Origin of the sequence: Mesobacillus jeotgali, from assembly GCF_900166585.1 — a bacterium.
Classification (GTDB): Bacteria; Bacillota; Bacilli; order Bacillales; family Cytobacillaceae; genus Mesobacillus; species Mesobacillus jeotgali_A.
The window spans coordinates 395809-417467 of sequence record NZ_FVZC01000007.1 but is presented as its reverse complement, the minus strand read 5'-3'; the positions used below and the strand labels follow the sequence as shown (position 1 = coordinate 417467).

At 42.7% G+C, this 21659-nt stretch carries 17 protein-coding genes and 1 riboswitch; of the genes, 7 read left to right on the top strand and 10 right to left on the bottom strand.

The genetic code is table 11. From position 1 onward, the window contains the following. Positions 1-80: 80 nt before the first annotated feature. Positions 81-875, top strand: coding sequence for an alpha/beta fold hydrolase (locus tag B5X77_RS03490; RefSeq protein ID WP_079505134.1), 795 nt, complete (start codon positions 81-83; stop codon positions 873-875). Positions 876-1029: 154 nt separating this feature from the next. Here B5X77_RS03490 and B5X77_RS03485 read toward each other — a convergent pair whose 3' ends face one another. The 3 genes from B5X77_RS03485 to B5X77_RS03475 form a co-directional block, all read right to left on the bottom strand. After that, positions 1030-1230: a hypothetical protein gene (locus B5X77_RS03485; protein ID WP_079505132.1), complete on the bottom strand. Its 201-nt coding sequence runs from the start codon at positions 1228-1230 to the stop codon at positions 1030-1032. Between the two features lie 202 nt (positions 1231-1432). After that, on the bottom strand, positions 1433-3157 hold the full coding sequence (locus B5X77_RS03480; RefSeq protein WP_257391705.1) for a methyl-accepting chemotaxis protein: 1725 nt from the start codon (positions 3155-3157) through the stop codon (positions 1433-1435). A gap of 336 nt (positions 3158-3493) precedes the next feature. Continuing rightward, the gene (locus B5X77_RS03475; protein ID WP_176167242.1) at positions 3494-5095 is read right to left on the bottom strand and encodes an amidohydrolase; all 1602 of its coding nucleotides are present in this window, start codon (positions 5093-5095) and stop codon (positions 3494-3496) included. 147 nt (positions 5096-5242) lie between these two features. Then, positions 5243-5420, bottom strand: a riboswitch (Lysine riboswitch). Between the two features lie 108 nt (positions 5421-5528). Between B5X77_RS03475 and B5X77_RS03465 the strand changes: the two genes are divergently transcribed. The 4 genes from B5X77_RS03465 to B5X77_RS03450 all read left to right on the top strand — a co-directional run bounded on the left by B5X77_RS03465 (position 5529) and on the right by B5X77_RS03450 (position 11063). Next, a complete protein-coding gene (locus B5X77_RS03465; protein ID WP_079505128.1) occupies positions 5529-6434 on the top strand; it encodes a nuclease-related domain-containing protein in 906 nt (301 codons plus the stop codon). 889 nt (positions 6435-7323) lie between these two features. Next, positions 7324-8052: a GntR family transcriptional regulator gene (locus tag B5X77_RS03460; protein ID WP_079505126.1), complete on the top strand. Its 729-nt coding sequence runs from the start codon at positions 7324-7326 to the stop codon at positions 8050-8052. Further along, positions 8045-9589, top strand: a complete 1545-nt coding sequence (gene gntK, locus B5X77_RS03455) for a gluconokinase (RefSeq protein WP_079505124.1) — start codon at positions 8045-8047, stop codon at positions 9587-9589. Before B5X77_RS03460 ends, gntK begins: the two co-directional genes overlap by 8 nt. 127 nt (positions 9590-9716) lie before the next feature. Continuing rightward, positions 9717-11063, top strand: coding sequence for a GntP family permease (locus tag B5X77_RS03450; RefSeq protein ID WP_079505122.1), 1347 nt, complete (start codon positions 9717-9719; stop codon positions 11061-11063). Positions 11064-11278: 215 nt separating this feature from the next. On the opposite strand, the gene B5X77_RS03445 is transcribed toward B5X77_RS03450, so the two are convergent. Continuing rightward, entirely contained in the window at positions 11279-13456 is a 2178-nt protein-coding gene (locus B5X77_RS03445; protein ID WP_079505120.1) for a beta-propeller domain-containing protein, read from the bottom strand. Between the two features lie 158 nt (positions 13457-13614). On the opposite strand from B5X77_RS03445, the gene B5X77_RS03440 reads away from it, so the two are divergent. After that, positions 13615-13938: a hypothetical protein gene (locus tag B5X77_RS03440; protein ID WP_079505118.1), complete on the top strand. Its 324-nt coding sequence runs from the start codon at positions 13615-13617 to the stop codon at positions 13936-13938. 776 nt (positions 13939-14714) lie between these two features. Here the strand turns inward: B5X77_RS03440 and B5X77_RS03430 are convergent. The 4 genes from B5X77_RS03430 to B5X77_RS03415 form a co-directional block, all read right to left on the bottom strand. Continuing rightward, positions 14715-15278, bottom strand: coding sequence for a thioredoxin family protein (locus B5X77_RS03430; protein ID WP_079505114.1), 564 nt, complete (start codon positions 15276-15278; stop codon positions 14715-14717). A gap of 190 nt (positions 15279-15468) precedes the next feature. Beyond that, entirely contained in the window at positions 15469-15897 is a 429-nt protein-coding gene (locus tag B5X77_RS03425) for a VOC family protein (protein ID WP_079505112.1), read from the bottom strand. Positions 15898-16077: 180 nt separating this feature from the next. Beyond that, complete coding sequence (locus B5X77_RS03420; RefSeq protein ID WP_079505110.1) at positions 16078-16545, bottom strand: DinB family protein; 468 nt, start codon at positions 16543-16545, stop codon at positions 16078-16080. Positions 16546-16811: 266 nt separating this feature from the next. Further along, the gene (locus tag B5X77_RS03415) at positions 16812-18992 is read right to left on the bottom strand and encodes a sensor domain-containing protein (protein ID WP_176167219.1); all 2181 of its coding nucleotides are present in this window, start codon (positions 18990-18992) and stop codon (positions 16812-16814) included. A 187-nt stretch (positions 18993-19179) separates the two neighbouring features. Here B5X77_RS03415 and B5X77_RS03410 point away from each other — a divergent pair, with 187 nt between their 5' ends. Next, positions 19180-20322 (top strand): PP2C family protein-serine/threonine phosphatase, encoded by a 1143-nt coding sequence (locus tag B5X77_RS03410; RefSeq protein ID WP_079505106.1) that lies wholly within the window; start codon positions 19180-19182, stop codon positions 20320-20322. Positions 20323-20733: 411 nt separating this feature from the next. On the opposite strand, the gene B5X77_RS03405 is transcribed toward B5X77_RS03410, so the two are convergent. Further along, a complete protein-coding gene (locus B5X77_RS03405; protein ID WP_079505104.1) occupies positions 20734-21042 on the bottom strand; it encodes a hypothetical protein in 309 nt (102 codons plus the stop codon). A gap of 90 nt (positions 21043-21132) precedes the next feature. Further along, positions 21133-21570, bottom strand: coding sequence for a hypothetical protein (locus tag B5X77_RS03400; protein ID WP_079505102.1), 438 nt, complete (start codon positions 21568-21570; stop codon positions 21133-21135). Positions 21571-21659 lie beyond the last annotated feature (89 nt).

Here is a 21659-nt window from a genome sequence, read left to right as displayed (position 1 = left end):
TTTTATGTACTATCAGTTTACTATCAAGAGCATCAAGGGTATCATTAATTAACCAACATAGAATGACTAAGGAGAATTGAATGCTGGATTACAGGTTATATAAGGGCCGAGGCTCGGAGTACATTGTATTGCTGCACGGGATTGGCGGGAACTCTAACATTTTTTACAAGCAGCTAAAACCTTTCCTGAAAAAATATAGTATTGTCGCGATCAATATGCCTGGCCACGGAAAATCACCGGACATAGATTCATATAAAGAAAGGCTTTCCTTTGATATAATCGTCAGGGAAATCCTCCGCACACTGGATCACCTCTCCATTCGCAAAGCGCATTTCGTCGGGGTTTCACTTGGTTCAATCATCGTCCATCACCTCCTGCAAACCAAGCCCGAGCGAGTCAGATCTGCAGTTCTGGGCGGCGCTATCACAAGGTTCAATCTGTTTGCAAAAGCACTGATTAAATTGGCAGGCCTAATAAAAAACTTCATTCCATACATGTGGCTGTATCGCATTCTGGCCCTGATTCTAATGCCAAAGGATAACCATAAGGACTCCAGGCGATTTTTCATCCAGGAGGCCTACAAAATGAAGCGCAAAAACTTCCTGGCCTGGTATCATCTTGCCGGAGACGTCAAAGCCACTTACAGCAATGTACAGGAAAACAGTGAGGACGTGCCAAAGCTCTATATCTCAGGAGCCGAGGACCATATGTTCGTCCGGGAATTAACCGAAGACCTTCTTGGCGATAAACGATCAGAACTGATCATCCTCGAAAAATGCGGCCATGTCTGCAATATCGAGAAGGCTGATGAATTCAACGAGCTCTCACTGGAATTCATGGACAAGCACCAGGTAAAAAAAGCCAATATCAGCTGATAAGTAAGCGATAATAAGCGCCTTGATTGCCTGAAGAAGCGCTGCCACGCAGCGTCCTGTGGCAGCCGGGTCTTGTACATGATCGTGTGATTCTAGTGTTAGACACGCAAAAAGGGAGCAAGCCAACCGGCTTACTCCCTTTTGTTTGTTGGAATTAGTAATAAAACCCATATCCAGGCCCGCAGCATGGATACATTGGATATGCCGGGTAACCAAAACCGCCATAACCACCATAAAATGGTCTTGGGTAGAGCAAAGCGCCTCCCAGCAATCCGCCAGCCAAACCGCCTAAAAACGGTAATCCAAAGCCCCACCGCTGATCCTGTCTTTGATAAGGATGTCTATATGCGTACATCGGCTTACCTCCCTCTTCTCTTTTTGTTTTCACTACCTTTATATGCATTTATCCCGGTTTTGGCTTGGGCGAATACACATGGCATGAGGATGCTTCTTTGAAAAGGAAGGATAATTTTACAGACGACAGCTGGTTGTTAGCTGGAGGGCTGACATACTAAAAAGAGCATAAGATCTCCAAATTTCATGCTTCTCTTCATAGGCTATACTTTAAACGTCGCTACCATTTCTCTCAGGTTCTCAGCAAGCTGCGCGAGTGAAGCCGATGATGACGCAACTTCTTCCATGGAGGCCAGTTGTTCTTCAGTGGCCGAGGCGATTTCTGCGGTACTGGCGACGGAGCCGCGGGCGATTCTCGTTACTTCTTCAATCGAAGCATTCACCTGCATTACGCTTGCCGACATTTCCTCTGAAATGGCCGATACTTCCTGGATTTCCCCACTGACATTCTCGATTGATCTTAGAATTTCATCAAATGTTCGGCCGGTCTCTTCAACTAATAATGTTCCCTGAGAAATCTCGGCTGTTCCTTTATTCATCATCTCGACCACCTGATGGGTCTCCTTTTGGATGACCTCAATCAGACCCGAAATCTGGTTCGCTGATTGTCTTGAAAGTTCGGCCAGCTTCCTGACCTCATCTGCGACAACTGCAAATCCTTTGCCATGCTCTCCAGCCCGTGCCGCCTCAATTGCAGCATTCAATGCCAGCAAATTCGTTTGATCAGCAATTCCGGTAATGACTTCAATGATTTTGCCTATTTCCGCCGACTTCCGATCCAGATCTTTGATAACACCATTGGTTTCGCCAGTTGTTTCATTGATTGTCTTCATTTTTTCGATAACTTTTTCCAATGAAACCTGGCCAGTTTTTGCTTGTTTCGCTGTTTCAGCAGCAGACTCGGCTACATTAGATGTCGTTTCAGCAACCTGCTGGATCCCTCCGGCCATTTCCCCTACCGCTTTCGCACTCTCTTCCGTGTTCTTGCTCTGGGTTTCAGCTCCGCCTGCAACCTCCTGGATCGCTGTCGCAACCTGGTTAGTGGCTGAATTCGTCTGCTCGGCACTCGCCATCATTTCCTCTGCCGATGCTGCAACCTGCTCTGATGTCGTACCCACTTGCACAATCAAATCTCTTAGATTTTCCGTCATTTCATTAAAAGCAGATGCCAGCTCGCCGATTTCATCTTTGTTCTTCACACCCAATTTACCAACAGCAAGATTCCCCTGAGCCACCTGCTTTACCGCTTGCGATACCTGTTGAACCGGCTCAGCAATGATTCTGCTGATATATAGGGCAATGACAATGCCGATAACAAAAGCAGCCAGGCTTAAACCAATAATCACCAGTGTCACTGCCGTTACTTTACCAGCCAGGTTATTACTCGTCTCCTTCAGGTTCTTCTCCTGAAAATCAAATGCGGCTCTGGATGTTTCATTCAGCTGCGTGGTGATGGCATTGCCAGTTTGCTGCATCAGCAGCATCATTTTTACCGACTGTTCCTGCCTTTTTAACTCGAAAGCCTCCTGGGCAACATCCTGATATTGTTTCTCGGCCGCCGCCAGTTTTTCCCCCAGCTTCTTTCCTTCGCCGGACGTACTCACCTTCAGATAAGCCTGTAAACTTTTAGCAAAATCCTTCACCGCCTGGTCGAACTCCGCCAGACTAGTCCCATCCTGATTGAGCAAATACCCACGCACCGCAAGCTGCTCTCTCATGATGGCATTATCCATTTGCACAATCAGGTTCATCTTCTCCATCCTGTCGTTGATTGAAGAAGAATACTGGCCATTCATATTGCTGAATTGATAGTTTGTGATTACCGCCACTAAAGCAAGCAGCGCCAGCACGGAAAAAAAGCCCGTTAAAAGCTTTTTCCTTACCGTAAAATCAGCCTTCATTTTCCCTACCTTAATCCGATTCTTCATTCTCCGCTCCCCTTAGCCCCTAATCTCTCTACCATTTATTTCGGCTATCCTTTTTTATCTTTTAGGACTTTTGACTTTATTTTTAGAATTATACGACAACTTTCAATAAAAAAAAGGCCCTTTAAGAGCCTTCAGTATTTAATTTACATAAGAAGATTCTATAAAAGCCTACTGAACTTGATTTTAAGATTTTATGGGAGCCTTTGGTACTTGGTTAACTTAAAAGCGAATTCAATGATTTATACTAAACTGCGTTACTTTATTCTTTTATGGCGATATGCGAGTTAACGTTACTTAATTTTTTATAAAAACCCATGGTTTTATTAGGATTAGAGCTTATACAAGTCTTCGGTACTTAATTTCCCCGCCAATAATCGTCATTTCGATCTCCATTGTCAATAGTTCGTCTGGGTCCGCCATTTCGAATGGATTCGTTGAATAAACCGTCATATCCGCGAATTTCCCGCGGCCAATCGTGCCTTTTACCGTCTCTTCATTCGTTGGATAGGCTCCTAGTTCAGTGAATAGTCGAAACGCATCGACCATTGACAGCTTCTGTTCCGGCACATACCCCTCATGCATTTTCCCCGGCTTTTTACGGGTAACCGCTGCATGGATTCCAAGAATCGGGTCCACCGGTTCAACGGGCGCATCTGAACCGCCTGCACAAATCACGCCTGCCTCCATTAACGTTTTCCATGCGTAGGAAAGCTTAATCCGCTCATCGCCAAGGCGCTCCTGGACCCATGGGAAGTCACTCGCAATGAAGCGCGGCTGGATATCGGCAATCCTGCTTGGTTCCTTCAGGCGAGGAATCAGCTCCTCCCTCAGAACCTGAGCATGAATCAGCCGGTCACGATAAGCAGCTTCCGGGAATTGGTCCAGCACGTCCAGTACATTTTCCAGCGCCTGGTCACCAATAGTGTGGACCGCAATTGGCATATCAAGATTGCGTGCGCCCTTCACTATTTCATACAGCTGTTCCTGGTCATACATCGCATCACCGTAATGGCCCGGCGCATCGCTATACGGTTCCGACAACAGTGCTGTTCTCCTGCCAAATGCCCCATCAGCAAAAATCTTCACTGCTCCGATTTGCAGCGTTTCATTGCCATAACCAGTGTACATACCAGCATCTTTTAAATCGGTTAAAAACTCATGGTTGATCAAGAGGTTGCTGCGTAACCCAAGCTGCTCCCCATTCAATAGCTCATTGAAGAGATTCCACGTTTTTTCAAGACCGCCGAGATAAAGCGGATCATTCGTATGGACACTTGTCAGCCCCTTGCTCATCGCAAAATGCATTGTCTGGCGCATCGCTTTTTTCCAATCGTCGTATGATCGCTCTGGAATAAAAGGTCTGATGAGATTCGCTGCTGACTCGAGGAATAGCCCCGTCGGCTGCTTCGTAAGTTCATCCAGCACAATCGTGCCTCCCTCCGGAACTGTGACCTCCGGATGATAACCACTAATCTCCAAAGCTTTACTGTTGACGAGAGTCGCATGCAGGCAAGTCCTTGTTAAAAACAACGGATTGGCCGGCGCGACATAATCAAGCTCCGCCATCGTCGGAATGCCTCCGTCTGTAAAAAGATTCTCATCCCAGCTGCTGCCGACAATCCATTCTCCTGGCTTAAGCTGGCTGGCTTTTTCCTGAATTTTTGCCAGCATATCATGCTTTGAGGTGATTCCGACAAATTCTAGATTGATAAAACTATCGGCCATGATTGATAGGTGAAGATGGCTGTCAATGAGGCCAGGCGTTGCCGTTTTCCCTTCCAAATCAATGATTTGTGCCTGGCTGCCCCATTGCATTACCATATCCGCGGATGTTCCCATATCGATGAAACGGCCATTTTCGATGACTACAGCCTGAACAATTGGTTTTAGTGAATTGAATGTATAGATGGTTCCATTTTTGTAGATAGTTCTCAAGATGATTCTCTCCTTTACGTAAAATGTAAAGCCAGGAGAGGTTCATGCCCGGAGTGGAGTTTGATGGAAGGGATTGAGGAAGCTCTGGCATAAAAAATGCAATGACAGAAATAACCTTCATTGCTTTTACAATACCCGTTATCTCCCATTTCGATCAGTAGTTCTCCATGCACCAATTCAAGCATGACAGTCTGCTCCTTGTTCAGAAAGCATCCCAGCAATAACCAGTCTGACCCTGGCCACGCTTCGGCAAACAACCCTTTCCTCCACCATCTACGATGTCATACTCCGATGGACTACTCTTGCTATTCGCTCCTCTACCTCACCGTCTGATAAGATCATATGAAATTAGATTAATATTATCATAAATGCCCCAGAATGTTCACTGATTTTCACTTTACATTCTTTTAAAATGAAGGAAGAAAGGAAGTGGAATATGATAGTAAAAGAACGGACCAAACCAGAAGAGTTAGAGATTTTACTTGCTTTGAAGTCACGGATGGAACTTGAAGAGAAAGATGCAATGAATTTGTACACATTGGAGAAAGGATATGAAGGAGAAGTGCAATTCGATCACTGGTTTACGAACCATACCGTCGAAAGCCTCATTATCAACGACCTGCTCCTTGAAGTGAATGGCACCCATTTTCAAATCGACTCCTTCGTCATCACGCAGGACCGACTGCATCTTTTTGAAGTGAAAAATCAGGAGGGGGATTATTACCTGGATGGAGACAAATTTAAGACTGCGGCTGGTGCCGAAACCAAAAACCCTCTCCACCAACTAAGCCGCGCAGAATCCCTGCTGAAACAGCTGCTAAAGAATCTTGGCTTTTACATCCCTCTTGAACCCCACCTCGTGTTCATCAACCCTGAATTCGCCCTTCTGCAAGCCCCACTGAAATCACCCATCATATTGCCAAACCAACTGAACCGCTTTATGGATAAGATGAACCGAACCTCTTCAAAACTAACAAACAAACATACCAAACTGGCGGAGGCACTGTTATCTTTGCATATTAAGAAGTCGCCGTTTACCAGAGTTCCAGCATATGATTTTGATCGGTTGAGGAAAGGGGTTATTTGTGAGGGGTGTGGGGAGTTTTTGGAGAAGTATGGGCGAAAAAAATACATCTGCAGAAAATGCCAATCTCAGGAGACTATTGAATCAGTGGTGCTCCATTCTGCACAAAGCTATCAGTTGCTTTTTCCAGAGAGGAAATTAACCACAACCGTCATGAACGAATGGAGCGATGGGCTTCTCCCAATAAAAGCTATTAGAAGAGTCTTACAGAGCAACCGCACAGTCAATGGACAGTGCAGCTCCACATATTATGTGTAATATATTATTAGAAGAATTGCCATGTTGATTTGTGGGCAATTCTTTTTCTTTAGATATGTTTCCTTCTTACCGAAACTTTCTGCTCCTCCACTTTTCGGGCACATGTTCCTCTTCTTTCTGACCGAAACCTCGTGCTCCTTCACTTTTCGGGCACATGTTCCTCTTCCTTCTTACCGAAACCTTCTACTCCTCCACTTTTCGGGCACATGTTCCTCTTCCTTCTTACCGAAACTTTCTGCTCCTCCACTTTTCGGGCACATGTTCCTCTTCTTTCTGACCGAAATCTCTCGTGCTCCTTCACTTTTCGGGCACATGTTCCTCTTCCTTCTTACCGAAACCTCGTGCTCCTCCACTTTTCGGGCACATGTTCCTCTTCTTTCTTACCGAAACCTCGTGCTCCTTCACTTTTCGGGCACATGTTCCTCTTCCTTCTTACCGAAACCTCGTGCTCCTCCACTTTTCGGGCACATGTTCCTCTTCCTTCTTACCGAAACCTTCTACTCCTCAACTTTTCGGGCACATGTTCCTCTTCTTTCTGACCGAAACCTCGTGCTCCTTCACTTTTCGGGCACATGTTCCTCTTCCTTCTTACCGAAACCTCGTGCTCCTCAACTTTTCGGGCACATGTTCCTCTTCCTTCTTACCGAAACCTCGTGCTCCTCCACTTTTCGGGCACATGTTATTCTTCCTTCTTACCGAAACTTTCTGCTCCCCCACTTTTCGGGCAATTCATTTCTTACGCGATAAAAAAAACCATCTGCTACACCCTTCCAGAATGAAACCAAACGAAATTGGCAAAATAATCATCATAGAAAACGCTTGCATTTTTTTAAATCCGATTTATAATACTTGTATACAAGTATACTTGATTAACCAGGAAGGTGAGGAAATGACGGAAAATAAGGAATTTCTTTATCCGCAAAAATGGCTTTCGAAGGCTTCTACTGGTGATCGTGTCGCAAGTGAGCTGCGTATGCAAATCATTTCGGGATTGATTGAAAGCGGTGCCACTCTTTCGGAGAATAAGCTGGCTGCAGATTTTGGGGTTAGCCGTTCACCTATTCGAGAAGCGCTGAAAATCCTCTCAGCGGAAAACTTGATCCGCCTGGAACGAATGGGTGCCATCGTTATTGGCCTGACTGAAAAAGATGTTGAGGAAATTTACGATGTCCGTTTGTTGATTGAATCTTTCGTATTCGAGAGACTCATAAAAATAGATACGACCAATTTGGTAATGGAGTTGAGCAAAATCCTCGAAATGATGAAAATCGCCATCAAGTATAAAGATGCCGATGAGTTCTCACTTCAGGACGTGCTGTTCCATGAAACCATTATCAGGGCCATCAACCATTCCTACATCAAGATGATCTGGGACAATACGAAACCAGTTATGGAAGCTTTCATCCTTTTATCGATGCGTGCGAGGATCGAAGAAAAATACGAAGATTTCGACCGCATTATTGAAAATCATGAGCTTTATATTGAAGCCATCAAAACAAAGAATCGCGACCTGATGATCAAATCCTTACACCAAAATTTTGATGATGTTCAAGGTAAAGTCGAAGACCTTTGGATATCGCAACAAACGCTTTCCAAGGGAGTTGAAAAGAATGACTGAATTCATGCTAGGGGTCGACATTGGTACGACTAGTACCAAGGCTGTCCTTTTCAGCGAAAAAGGCGAAGTCATCCAGCAGGAGAACATTGGCTATCCTCTCTATACGCCGGATATTTCAACAGCTGAGCAGGATCCTGAAGAAATTTATATGGCGGTTCTGACAGCCATTACGAAAATCATGAAGCACCATCAGCAAAAAAAGCTGGCGTTCATTTCCTTCAGCAGCGCCATGCACAGTGTCATTGCCATTGATGAAAATGATGAGCCGCTTACACCATGCATCACCTGGGCGGATAACCGCAGCGAAGCGTGGACTCATAAAATCAAAGATGAGCTCAATGGGCATGAAGTTTACAAGCGCACAGGAACGCCAATCCATCCGATGTCACCATTAAGCAAAATCGCCTGGATTGTCAATGAGCGGCCTGAAATCGCCACAAAGGCAAAAAAATACATCGGAATCAAGGAATTCATTTTTAAAAAGTTCTTTGATCAGTATGTTGTTGACCACTCGCTTGCTTCAGCAATGGGTATGATGAATCTCAAAAATTTGGACTGGGATGAAGAAGCTCTCCAAATTGCAGGAATCAGCAAAAATCAATTATCAGAGCTTGTACCAACAACAAAGACATTCACCAACATCAATCCGGAAATCGCAAAACAACTTGGAATTGACCAACAAACGCCTTTCGTCATCGGTGCCAGCGATGGTGTTCTTTCAAACCTCGGGGTAAATGCCATTCGCAAAGGCGAAATTGCAGTCACAATCGGGACTAGCGGCGCGATCCGCACGATCATCGACCAGCCGCAAACTGATGAAAAAGGCCGGATTTTCTGCTATGCACTGACTGAGAATCACTGGGTTATCGGCGGCCCGGTCAATAATGGCGGAATGGTACTTCGCTGGATTAGAGACGAATTTGCTGCATCAGAGGTCGAGACGGCGAAGCGATTGGGCATCGATCCTTACAATGTTTTAACCAAAATCGCTGAACGCGTAATGCCGGGCGCAGAGGGATTATTGTTCCACCCATACCTTGCCGGCGAACGTGCACCATTATGGAATCCAGATGTACGAGGGTCCTTCTTCGGATTGACAATGTCCCATAAAAAAGAGCACATGATTCGTGCCGCTCTTGAAGGTGTCATCTTCAACCTATATACCGTCTTTTTGGCTCTTACCGAGGCGATGGAAAGTCCAGTTACTAGAATTCAGGCTACTGGCGGTTTTGCAAGGTCAGATGTATGGAGGCAGATGATGTCAGATATATTCGACCTCGAGGTTGTCGTTCCTGAAAGCTATGAGAGTTCCTGTTTGGGAGCCTGCATCCTTGGACTCTACGCAACGGGCAAAATTGATTCCTTTGAAGTCGCTTCCGAAATGATCGGCAGCACTCACCAGCACACACCGAATGAAGAAGCGGCAAAGGAATACCGGCAGCTTGTGCCAATTTTCATCAGCTTATCACGTGCCTTGGAAAAAGATTATTCAAGGATCGCAAACTATCAAAGAAGCTTAATTAATAAAGATGCTTAATTGGATAAGGGGACTTCTGCTCCCCGCCCCAAAATGGCAGCGCTTTATTTTTAAGCAAACCACTTTTCTACAAAGGGAACACCCCGCTTCATGCGGGATATATAAATATAACTAGGGGGAAATTATAATGCCATTGGTAATTGTAGCAATTGGAATTTTAGCATTATTATTATTGATCATGGGCTTTAAGCTCAACACATTCATTTCTTTGATCATCGTTTCATTTGGTGTTGCTCTAGCATTGGGAATGCCGCTTGAAGAAATCGTTAAGACAATCGAAGCAGGTTTAGGCGGAACGCTTGGCCACCTGGCACTGATTTTTGGTCTTGGTGCAATGCTTGGTAAATTGATCGCAGATTCCGGCGGTGCCCAGCGAATCGCGATGACGCTTGTGAACAAGTTTGGTGAAAAGAACATTCAGTGGGCAGTTGTTGCTGCTTCATTCATTATCGGTGTTGCTCTATTCTTCGAAGTAGGTTTAGTACTATTGATTCCAATCGTGTTCGCAATTTCAAGAGAATTAAAGATTTCTATCTTGTATCTTGGTATTCCAATGACTGCCGCTTTATCTGTTACACACGGCTTCCTGCCGCCTCACCCAGGACCAACAGTAATTGCTGGTGAATATGGCGCAAACATTGGTGAAGTATTGCTTTACGGTTTTATCATTGCGATTCCAACTGTCATCTTGGCAGGTCCAGTATTCACGAAAATCGCTAAAAAACTAGTACCAGAATCTTTTAACAAAACAGGAAACATCGCTTCACTAGGCGAACAAAAGACATTCAAGCTAGAAGAAACACCTGGTTTTGGCATCAGTGTTTTCACAGCCTTATTGCCAGTCATCTTGATGTCCATCGCAACAATCATTTCTTTACTGCAAAAAACAATGGGCTTTGAAAATAATGGTTTCCTTTCCGCTATCCAGTTTATCGGTGAAGCAGGAACAGCAATGCTTTTATCTCTTTTAGTAGCCATTTATACAATGGGTATTGCCCGTAAAATCCCTATCAAAACGGTTATGGATTCTTGTACAACAGCGATCACCCACATCGGTATGATGCTCTTGATCATCGGTGGAGGCGGCGCCTTCAAGCAAGTATTGATCAATGGCGGTGTTGGCGACTATGTAGCAGAACTGTTCAAAGGCACTTCACTTTCACCTATCCTGCTTGCCTGGATCATTGCAGCCATCCTGCGTATCTCACTCGGATCCGCAACGGTTGCTGCTTTAACAACAGCTGGTCTTGTAATCCCACTACTTGGCCAAACAGACGTGAACCTGGCCCTGGTCGTACTTGCAACAGGAGCAGGAAGCTTGATTGCTTCACACGTTAACGACGCAGGCTTCTGGATGTTCAAGGAATACTTTGGTCTTAGCATGAAAGAGACGTTCGCAACTTGGACTCTATTAGAAACAATCATTTCCGTAGCAGGTTTAGGATTTATCCTATTGCTCAGCTTGTTTGTATAATTAAAACCAGGTCAGTTCCCAATGCGGAACTGACCTTTTTTATAGGCGGACCAGACTATGGTTCCGTTAATGCATTTTACAAAATTAGTAAAAACGAGAGAACAAGGCTGGTTATCGAGAGATTTTTAACATTTACCGAGAAATTCCCGCCTTGAGACGAGAGATTAAATGGTTTTGCGAGAGATTCTCTCCCTCACCCGAGAGAATCTATTTCCCTAGAACTCCAACTCTCCCAACTTTTCATAGCTGCCCATTTTATGGCTGGTAATTTTATCGGCCGAAACGGCATACAAAGTATCCCCGATATACAGCAGGCGCTGGATCTGCTTCTCCCATTCTTCGTAATACGGCATTTCTCCGTTTATATGGGTTATTTTTGATTTCAGGTTAATACCGGTGGCTGGATCGATGTCGTATATATACGCTCCCTGATATTCAAAAATTTGTTCGTATTCGTTCTTTTCGCTGTTACGGTACACCGAAATTGGGAAGGCAAATATGTCTTTGTCTTTATTGAATAGCAATGCCTTGTGGTCATGATTCAACGGAGAGTATGTGCCTTGCCCGCCGATGACTTCGGTGTATTTCTCTTTTGGGTTTGACATATCGCTCACATCGAACAGAGAAATCTTCACGCCGTCTGTAAGGATCCTCGGCTGTGTCGCCCCTTTTTCAGCGATAATCTTCGTATCCTGGCCGAACCCGATAATATGATTTTCATCATATGGATGCAGGTAATTACTGAAGCCAGGGATCTTCAATTCTCCCAGCACTTTCGGATTGGCCGGGTCACTGGCGTCAAACACAAACAGCGGGTCGGTTTCTTTAAAAGTGACCATATAGATGCGATCTCCCATGAACCTGGCGGAATAGATTCTTTCACCGCGTGCCAGTTTCTCGATCTTCCCGGTTTCCTTTAAGTTTTTATCTAGTATAAAAAGATGGTTGGAGGATGGCCGCTCCTCATCCCATGCATAGCCCTTTGTCGTCACCACTCGGAAATATCCGTTGTGCTCATCCATAGAGAATTGGTTCAGCACGGTTCCCGGTACGGTGGCTGAACTATGGTATTTGACCTGCATGCCTTTAATCGAAAATTTATGCACATCGGTGTCCGGGGCAATTACACCACGCTCCTTGAAATCCATGTCCCCGTAATTCTCTACTGCCAGGTACAGGTTTTCTTTGGACATATAAAGCTGGTTGCCGCTGCCCAGGTAGGTTGTCATCGATATTTCCTTTTTGGGCTGGTCGAGATCCAGCGCAGTAATCATTGTATAGTTTGGCTGACGAGATTCCGGAAAATAGCGAATTTCGTCATAATCAATGAATCTTTCCTTTGCATCGGCAGCTGAATCGGTAAACTTTGGACGAATGTCGATTTCCCTGTTCTCCCTGAGCAGCCAGTAGTCAGGATAATGCTGCGTGATGAGATAGACAAAGTTCTCGATCTTCCTTGCCGAAACATAGGAACCTTCAACCTTGACTTCCCGAATTTGTTGCGGATGCGCAGGATTTTTCACATTATAAACAATGATGGTCGTCGCTTGCATCATCGGAGCTTTCAGCGAATCCTTCGCAATATCTTCATATGACTTATATAATTCGTTATACTGCTGGCCAATCACCACAAGCTGACCATCCTGCAGAAACAACTGGCTCGGTGAAAAATTCTCTTTATACTGAATGGTCGAAAGAACCTTCATCTGCGTGCCGGGTACTGCCTGGATGATTCGCACTTTGTCATGCTCAGCCTGAAAAATGCTCTTACCATCTGTTTTTATGATATCTGCTTCATCAACGCCCTGGACCTGGATATTCGTTTCAGACACGTCCCCGCCGCCTGCCGACTTATCCGCAGATTTTGACTCTTCCGATGCTTTGTCTTCAGTAGCTGAGAAGGATTCCTTCAGCCCCCCAAACCAGCCTCGTGCCTCCTTTTCCTCCTTAAGGATTTCCTCAAAATAACTCGCCAGATTCTCCTTAGTTCCCACCACCGGAAGGTTTTCTTTTACAATGAAGCTCCACTTATGGGCAGAAGCCAACTCCCGGCCGAGTGCGGATTTTATCCCCTTTTTAAAATGAACGGTGTATCCTTTCGATTTGAGATCATATCCGTTTTGCGGAGGATGGATGTAGATGGTTTTTTGGTCGTCACCCAGCTCCAGCTTTGTTTCGAGCTTTTCCCCCTGATCATTACTCACATAAATTAAATCTGGATCCAGACTTTTTTCAGAAATTTTCTTGGAAAATTGCAGCTGCCATACCTTATTCGGCAGGACAATATGCTGCTCCTCCCATGCATTGACGACTTTGAACTGGGACAGAGAATAGAAAATTACCCCAACTATTGAGACGAGCAACAGGCTACCTAAAAACAACCATTTTTTCATATTATTTCATCCCCTTTGCCAAATTAGACGGGAATTGATGTAAGGTGTTTCAGAATTCCCTTGCAAAATGGCTGTTTTTTTAAAAAGTAGCTCTTTGCCAACTACAGGCTATAAAATATTTATGAGTGCTATATTTTAAATGGGAGAGTGATTACTAAATGAAATTAATAGAGAGAATTAAGGAGCACAAGGGATTCCAGAACATCCTGCTGCTTGGGTTGTTCGCACTGATCTTCATCCTGCCTGAAGAGAATATCTTTGGAGATATCGCCATTTTATTAATTATTTTTCTAATAGCGTATATATCTTCATATATTAATGTTGTTCCGGTCTGGAAAGGTTTATTTTTTTCCGTTTTGGTCACTTTGATTATCGTTATCGTTTTTTACGGAACGATCACTCTCTTCCCGAACATTTCTATTCTCCTCCTAATGTGCATCGTAGCCCTTGCCGGATTTTTAAGCACTTACCTAATTGGATAGAAATAAATTCCACGGAAGAAATATTGGATATCACAAGAAAAAGGCAGCTACTTGGCTGCCTTTTTCTTCAGTTATATTCTCTTTTATTGCAATCGTTTTGTAAAAAATGAATATTCCTGTCTAATTATTTTAAAAGGAAAGGCATTAAAATTACTACTATGAAAGGTAAGGAAAACAGCATTAAAAACAATATTATACGTATTTTATGTCCCTTCCAAAATTCATAAAAATTGGTCCTTGCCTTTCTATTAGACAGAAAAAAAATTAAAAATATAAGCACAAAAATAAATTCCTTGTATTCAATCAATGCAGTAAGAATGTTCATCTTTACGACATTCTTTGAATATAATTTCCAGAACTTCATCTTTAACAAAATAAGTCTATAAACAAAAAGGTATCTTAATCCAGCTTAAAAGAATGAAACCAATCCGAAAAAAATATAATAAATTATTATTCCAAATATTCTCCCTTTGGAGTTTCTAAATAACACTATGAAGCTTATACAAAGTATTGTGAATAACACAAAGGCAACGGTTCTTAACTGACCTTCCCAAGGTCCAGTACTATTAAAAATCATAACCGTGACAGCTGCTAAAGTTAATGGAATATAAAACCAGTTTCTGTCTCTTTTTAAATAATCCAGCAAACTAATCCCCCTCTGGTTGATCAGACAAATAATAAGCCAGCGACAATTATCAACAAATAAAACCAAAAACAATTATGCAACATTCAAAGGCAAACCGGAGAACTAGTTCAAAATCGTTGAAGGGAGCTGATTATGCTGACTTCAAAATAGCTAATATCTTCTCCTTAAAACTTTCATAAACATATGACCATAGCACTTGATCCTCTGTATACCTTTTTGTTAAAGAACCAAAGGCTTCTTTTTGTTTTTCCGCAAAGGTGGAATCCTCTTTTGGCGGCAATGCCGCACGAACCTCATCAACTATTTGTTGAACTTTCGGGGCACGAGGTCCCCATTTTCCAAGTAAATCTCCTTGACTATTAAAAATTAAAATAATTGGAATGGCACGTCCGCCGTTTGTTAAGTGACGATCAATCAGATCTGTATCTGCATCTCGTAAGGCGACGCGCATTTCAATATCTGCAGCTTCAGCTAATTTGCGAATAACTGGATTAATCATCATCGCATCTCCACACCAATCCTCCGTAATTGTCAGGAAATGAAGTTGATTTTCTTTTAACTTTGAAGCAAATCCATCTGCAGGAAGTTGAAATAGCTCATAAACTGCAAAGCTTTCCTCTTTTAATTTATCCATATCATTCATATAAGTTTGAATTGATTTTCCCTCTTCAAAATACTGTTGTTCTGTTTTCATCTAAATGCCTCCACCTTTTTTTAAAAAAATTTACATCTTATATTTACTAAGACTTAATAGCCATTCACTACCATACTAGCAGTTTACTTTTTAAACAGAATCATTGCTACTAAATTATTACGCTGGCAACCTTCAAATTTGATTATGCTGTAATCTAGTCATTAGGGTGTTTTCACCAGAAACAAATCACTTAATCTTCCTCTGTAAATTCCCATTCCGGATTCCAAACTATTTCCCACAAATGTCCGTCTGGATCTTGGAAATATCCCGAGTATCCTCCCCAAAAGGTATCGTGTGCTGGAACCGTAATAATTGCACCAGCCTTTCCCGCCTGTTCCATTACCCTATCGACCTCTTCTTTACTTCCCACATTATGGCCAATCGTAAATTCAGTTGGACTCATTAGTGTTTGGTTTATGCTTGTGTCATGAGCTATATTTTTGCGATTCCAAATGGCGAGTTTTAATCCTGATTGTAAATTAAAAAAGGCCACAGCACCATGCTCAAATTCCTGACCCACTATTCCTTCTGTTGGCAGCCCAAGCCCGTCCTTGTAGAATTTCAATGACCTTTCCAAATTATCGACACCCAATGTTATAACTGAAATTCGCGGTTTCATCTAATACCTCCTAATCTATTTGCTCCCTTAGATTTTTGGGGCTTACAACTCGGGTGATTTAGAGTTAACCTTCAATAAAAAAGGTGCTTGAATCCTTCTGGATCAACGCACCCGATCTCCTAATAACCTCTATAATTGATGCTAAAGGCAAGAAACTGATGTAGCCCATTCAACCTGTATTTATTGTTTAGGAGGTTGAATCGTAAAAAAAGGCAGTTTTTCTATTCCAATCAACCGGGCGTAAGTAAATAATTGACCTTTATGATGGATTTCATGGTCAATCATTGAAGTTAGCCACACTTTTCCTGAGGCAATAAATTGATTGAAATCCAATTGTTTGCCCAAATCAGAATCAGATAATGTTTTAAAAGTCGATTTTGTTTTCTCCGTATACTCACTTACAATGTTTCTTATATCGTCAATTGTTTCAAACTCATTCGAAGAAGAGGTAAAAGTAAATTCGCCATTTTTCACGCCCTGTACAAACATATCAGATGACACGGCGATATGAATCGCTAAGGCTCCTAGTGAAAATGCATCATTCCAAGGTTTATAGTGGATATGCTCGTTATCAATCAAATTTAATAAATCCTGGGTTACTCTCCTATGACGCATCCAATGTTCTAATAACTCGTTCACTTCCCCCATTTTAATTCCTCCCTTATTAGTTTTACAGTATCCATATTCTATAAACAAAACAGAAATCCTGTAATAAAGAGGATTTTAGGTAAAATTCTGCTGCCCCTATGGTTAATAAGGTACACTTTTCCGGACTCTTTCTATAATTTCAAAACCTTACTAATGTTGTTTAGGAGCTTAAGTTTTTTAACTAAAATAAAAAGAGGCTAAATAATGTGCTATTTACCCTCTTAAAAAGTGTTGCTATTTTTTTCTCCCTCAAAATGGAACCTTTATCACGAAGGAACTTTTATTTTGCTAAACTCTTCTGCCGGCACCGGCTTGCTGAAATGGTAGCCTTGGGCTTCGTTGCAGCGATGCTGCTTAAGCAGCATCAGTTGATCTTCAGTTTCAACGCCTTCAGCAATGACCGATAATCCGAGGTTATGTGCCATCAGGATAATGGTTGTCGCGATATTTTCATCATTTTTATTCTCGGCGATATCCTTAACAAAGCAGCGATCGATTTTCAAGTGGTCGATCGGGAATCTTTTCAGATAGCTCAGTGAGCTGTAGCCAGTGCCGAAATCGTCGATGGAAATATTGACGCCCAGCTTCTTCAATTCCCTCAGGATGACGCTTGCTTTCTCCACATCCATCGTCATGCTTTCTGTGATTTCGATTGTCAGGAAGCACGGGTCAACGTTTGCTGATTCAACAGCCTCCCTGATCATTGAAATTAAGTTTGGCTGATAGAATTGGCGGATGGAGAGGTTCACCGAGATGGTCAGACCCTCCATTCCTTCCGCATGCCAATCCTTCAGCTGATGAAGGGCTGTTTTCAGCACCCATTCACCAATCGGAATAATCAGACCTGTTTCTTCTGCGATTGGAATGAATTGATCCGGGGACACCAACCCTATTCTGTCATTTTTCCAGCGGATGAGTGCTTCTGCCCCTTTGATCTCATTTTTGCAAAGGTTCACAATCGGCTGATAATGGAGTACGAACTCGTCTCTCTCAAGCGCTTTACGGAGCTCATTTTCAATCTGCAGCCTATCAAAGGCTTTCCGGTCTAGCAGCACATCGTACACTTGATAGTTATTGCGCCCCTGCTTTTTTGCCTGGTACATCGCCACATCCGCTTTACTCAACAGCACGTCTACATCTTCGCCGTCTTCCGGGTAAAAACTCATTCCCACACTGGTAGTGATGAAAATATCGGTGCCATCCATCACAAAAGGCTCCTCTAAGGCAATGAGGATTGTACGTGCGAGGGCTTCGGCTTTTTCTCTGGTCGTATGCTCCAGTAAAACCGTGAACTCGTCACCGCCCTGCCTTGAGAAAAAGGCACCTCCGCCAAGGCACTTTTTCAGTTTCTCGGACACAAGCACAAGCAGCCGGTCACCAATTGAATGCCCTAAAGAATCATTGACATACTTGAATCGATCCAAATCCAGGAACATCAAGCACGTTTTTTCACCACGGTCCACTTTTGTCTCAACAATCGCCTTTTCGGCCCGCTCGTCAAACAGCCGGCGGTTGGCCAATCCTGTCAAAGCATCATGATATGCCATAAAATCAATTTTTTCTTTTGCCCGATAATGCTGGATCACCAGGCTGGTTAAATCTGTGGCTTTCGCGATGATTTCCATGTCCTTATCGCGAGGAAGACTTTCGCTGCAATAATAAATTCCAAAGGTGCCAATTACCTTGGCATCATTATCAAAAACGGGGGAAGACCAGCATGCCTTCAAGTCATGGGATAGTGCCAGGTCTCGGTAATCTTCCCATAATGGATCGCTCCCAATATCCGTCACAACTACAGTTTTTCGCCAGTATGCGGCTGTGCCGCAAGAACCGATTGTCGGGCCGATTGGAATCCCGTCGACTGCCTTATTATATACTGCAGGCAAGTGAGGGGACGATCCATGCTGCAACTTCTTCCCCTCTTCATCCGCAAGCAATATTGAGCAGTACGCCCCCTGGGTAAAGCCCTCAATGAAAAGCACAATTTCATCAAGCACCGCCTGAAAAGGCAGGCCTTTCGCCATCATTTCAAGAATGCGGTTTTGCCCGCTTAACAGGGCCTCGAGTTCCTTCTTTTCTGTAATATCCTGCGCACAGCCGACCACACCAAGTATGTCCTCTCCTACCTTTATTGGGACAGCTGTCAGCATCAGATTGACCCGCTCGCTTGTCCCCTTTCGTAAGATCACCGTTTCAAAACGTTCACGCTCTCCTTTAATGACCCGTTCAAAGTGCTGGATTGTTCCCTCAATATAATCCTCATGAACAATGGAAATAAAATTCATTTCCATTGCCTCTTCAGGCGTATAACCCGTTACTGAGGTCGCCTCTTCATTAAAAATGATAAAATTCCCTTCCAGATCAAGGGCATAACACCCATCATGATTAAAATCAAATAAGGATTTATATACATCAAAAAGAGACCGGTTATTTAAATCTGGCTGCAAAAAGGTCACCCGCTTCCTAAAAAATCCTTAGTATATACATGTCTATTAAATTATATCGGCGCTCCCTTACTATGGTTAAAGTGGAATTAATTTACATCAACGTTATGCTTATTTTATAAAATCTTGTTTAAGGGATGGTATGATGGGTACATAAATATGTTGAATCAAAGTTGGAGATGAATTACATATGAGTATTCTGATCGTCGATGATAATGAAGCGAATTTATTTGTAATTGAGAAACTATTGAACCGCGCAGGCTATAAGGATCATCTATCCTTCACTTCTGCCCATGATTTATTCGGATATCTGGAATCGGATAACCCATATATCGTCGCAGAACAGGTGGATGTCATCCTGATGGATATCATGATGCCTGAAGTGGACGGGATTGAGGCTTGCCGCCGCCTTCAGGAAAACCCACATTTAAAAGATATCCCGGTCATTTTTGTGACCGCACTCGAGGATACGGGTAAGGTTGTTGAGGCGCTCGACGCCGGTGGAATGGATTACTTGATGAAACCAATCAAGAAAACAGAGCTTCTGGCACGAATCAGAGTCGCTCTAAGGTTAAAATATGAGAAGGATTGGCACAAGAAGCAGGAAGAAAAAATAGTCAACGAGCTGGAACTCTCTATGCAGGTCCAAACCAGCCTGCTCAGCCAGCCTGTCCACGAAGATCAGATTATGATTAAAGCATCTTACCTTCCAGCCTTCAAGCTTGCCGGGGACCTGTATTACTGGCATAAAATTGATAGCAATCGTTATGCAGTCATTCAGCTGGATATGATGGGGCACGGCATTTCATCATCTCTTGTTTGCATGTTCATTTCCTCTGTCCTTCGCGATGCGATCCGCACAAATCCTGACCCCGAATTTGTGATTGGAGAATTGAACAGATGGATGAATTCGCTCAACCTGCATAATCAAAAAATCCCTTATTACTTCACCGCTATTTACCTGACACTCGATACACATCAGCGGAAAATCGAATACATAAATGCCGGTCATCCAACAGCACATGCGATGATAGATGGGAACCACATTGAGGAATTGAAGAGCAATACCTGTGCAGTGGGTTTTTTCTCAGAAATACATACGAACAAAAAGACAATCAATTATTCCAAATCACTGCAGCTATTAATCTGCACAGACGGTGTCCACGAAGCCATCGACAAATACGAGCAGGCAGGTACGGAATATCTGAAAAAAATCACCATGGCCCCTTTGGCGGATGCCATGGATAAAGAGCCGCTAGACCTGATTCTGACTCCTGAACAGAAGGAAGCCGGGGCCGATGATATGTGCTGCGTGCTGATCCAGTCGAGATAGTGAATATAGGAAAAAGCAGAGTGAAAATTCACTCTGCTTAATCTTGATTTAAAAGAGTTGATTAAATTCGTTTATTTGTTTAGTGGCCAAACCGTTTAAAGTCTAACTCTACTATTGAAGATTAGCACCCGATAGTTTAAGTACATTTCATCACAAACTTACTTCGTGTCCAAGCAATTTTCAACACATTAAATTGGCACTCAAATTTACAACCTATTATCCTTGTACAACAAGTGTTGTCATTAGCGTTTTTGATTGTCTATTACTGTGCATATTCAAAAAAAGCTGTCAGATGAGAAAAAATGGCGCAAATAATTCTACGCGATTTTATATGTCACTTTATTATTATGCACCTAATAACGGAACGGTTTACCTTTAGAGAGTTTATATGTTTTAAGGCCTGTAACAATTTTAAAGTATAATGTTAGTTACTATTCCTAAAATAAAACAAAATATTGCTGCACCAAGTGCAAACCTAGTACCACTTTTAGATAGGGCTTTATTATGAGTGCTTTTAAACCAACCTGTGAATTGAAGTTTATTCTTATAATAAATATATATCAACAAGAGATCAGCAATAAAGATAAGTGTCCAATTAAATTCTGTAAACCCAAGTAATTTAATAATTTTTTGTTCTACATAACCTAAAATTAATAGGCCTATAAATAAAATAAGAAATACTCTAATGATTTCTATAATAAATTGGAGTGCTTTGTTCACAATGTACCCTCCCTACTCATATCTTGCCAGAATCATATCGAATTTTATAGAAATCAAAATGATTGGCATTTTGACCTGCCAGTTGCCATTTTAATCTATTATTCTGCCATCTTTAGCATATTCCACTTCCAAATCCTCAAGTTTCCAATTTTTGTCCTCAAGTTTTAGTTCCTGCCTGATCCTTTCATCTTCAGCACTAAAGTCCATCGTATACACGGAGCCAAGTTCATGTTCGATGGATTTCGGGCGGTTTTCCCATTGAGGAAAAATCCAGAAGGTCAGGATAAAAACCAATACACCAAGAATAGCAGCCAACCGTTTTACATCAGCATTCAACTTTGGCCGAAAAAACAATATATACACGAAAAAACCAAGCGGAAGTGAAACCTCATTAAAAGTAAAATTAAATGCACCCAGCAAAAAAAATCCCATAATCTTAGACAGGAAATTAGCCTCTTCCTCTGCCTTTTTTCGTGCTAAAAACAGGATACTGCCAATGAACAGGATTGTATAAATACCCGATGCCATTTTTTGACCTCCGTCTTGACCATGCAATCATGATTAGCACTTTTTCCCAATTTTACCATATTACAATCTAGTAAAATACAAAAAGCAGT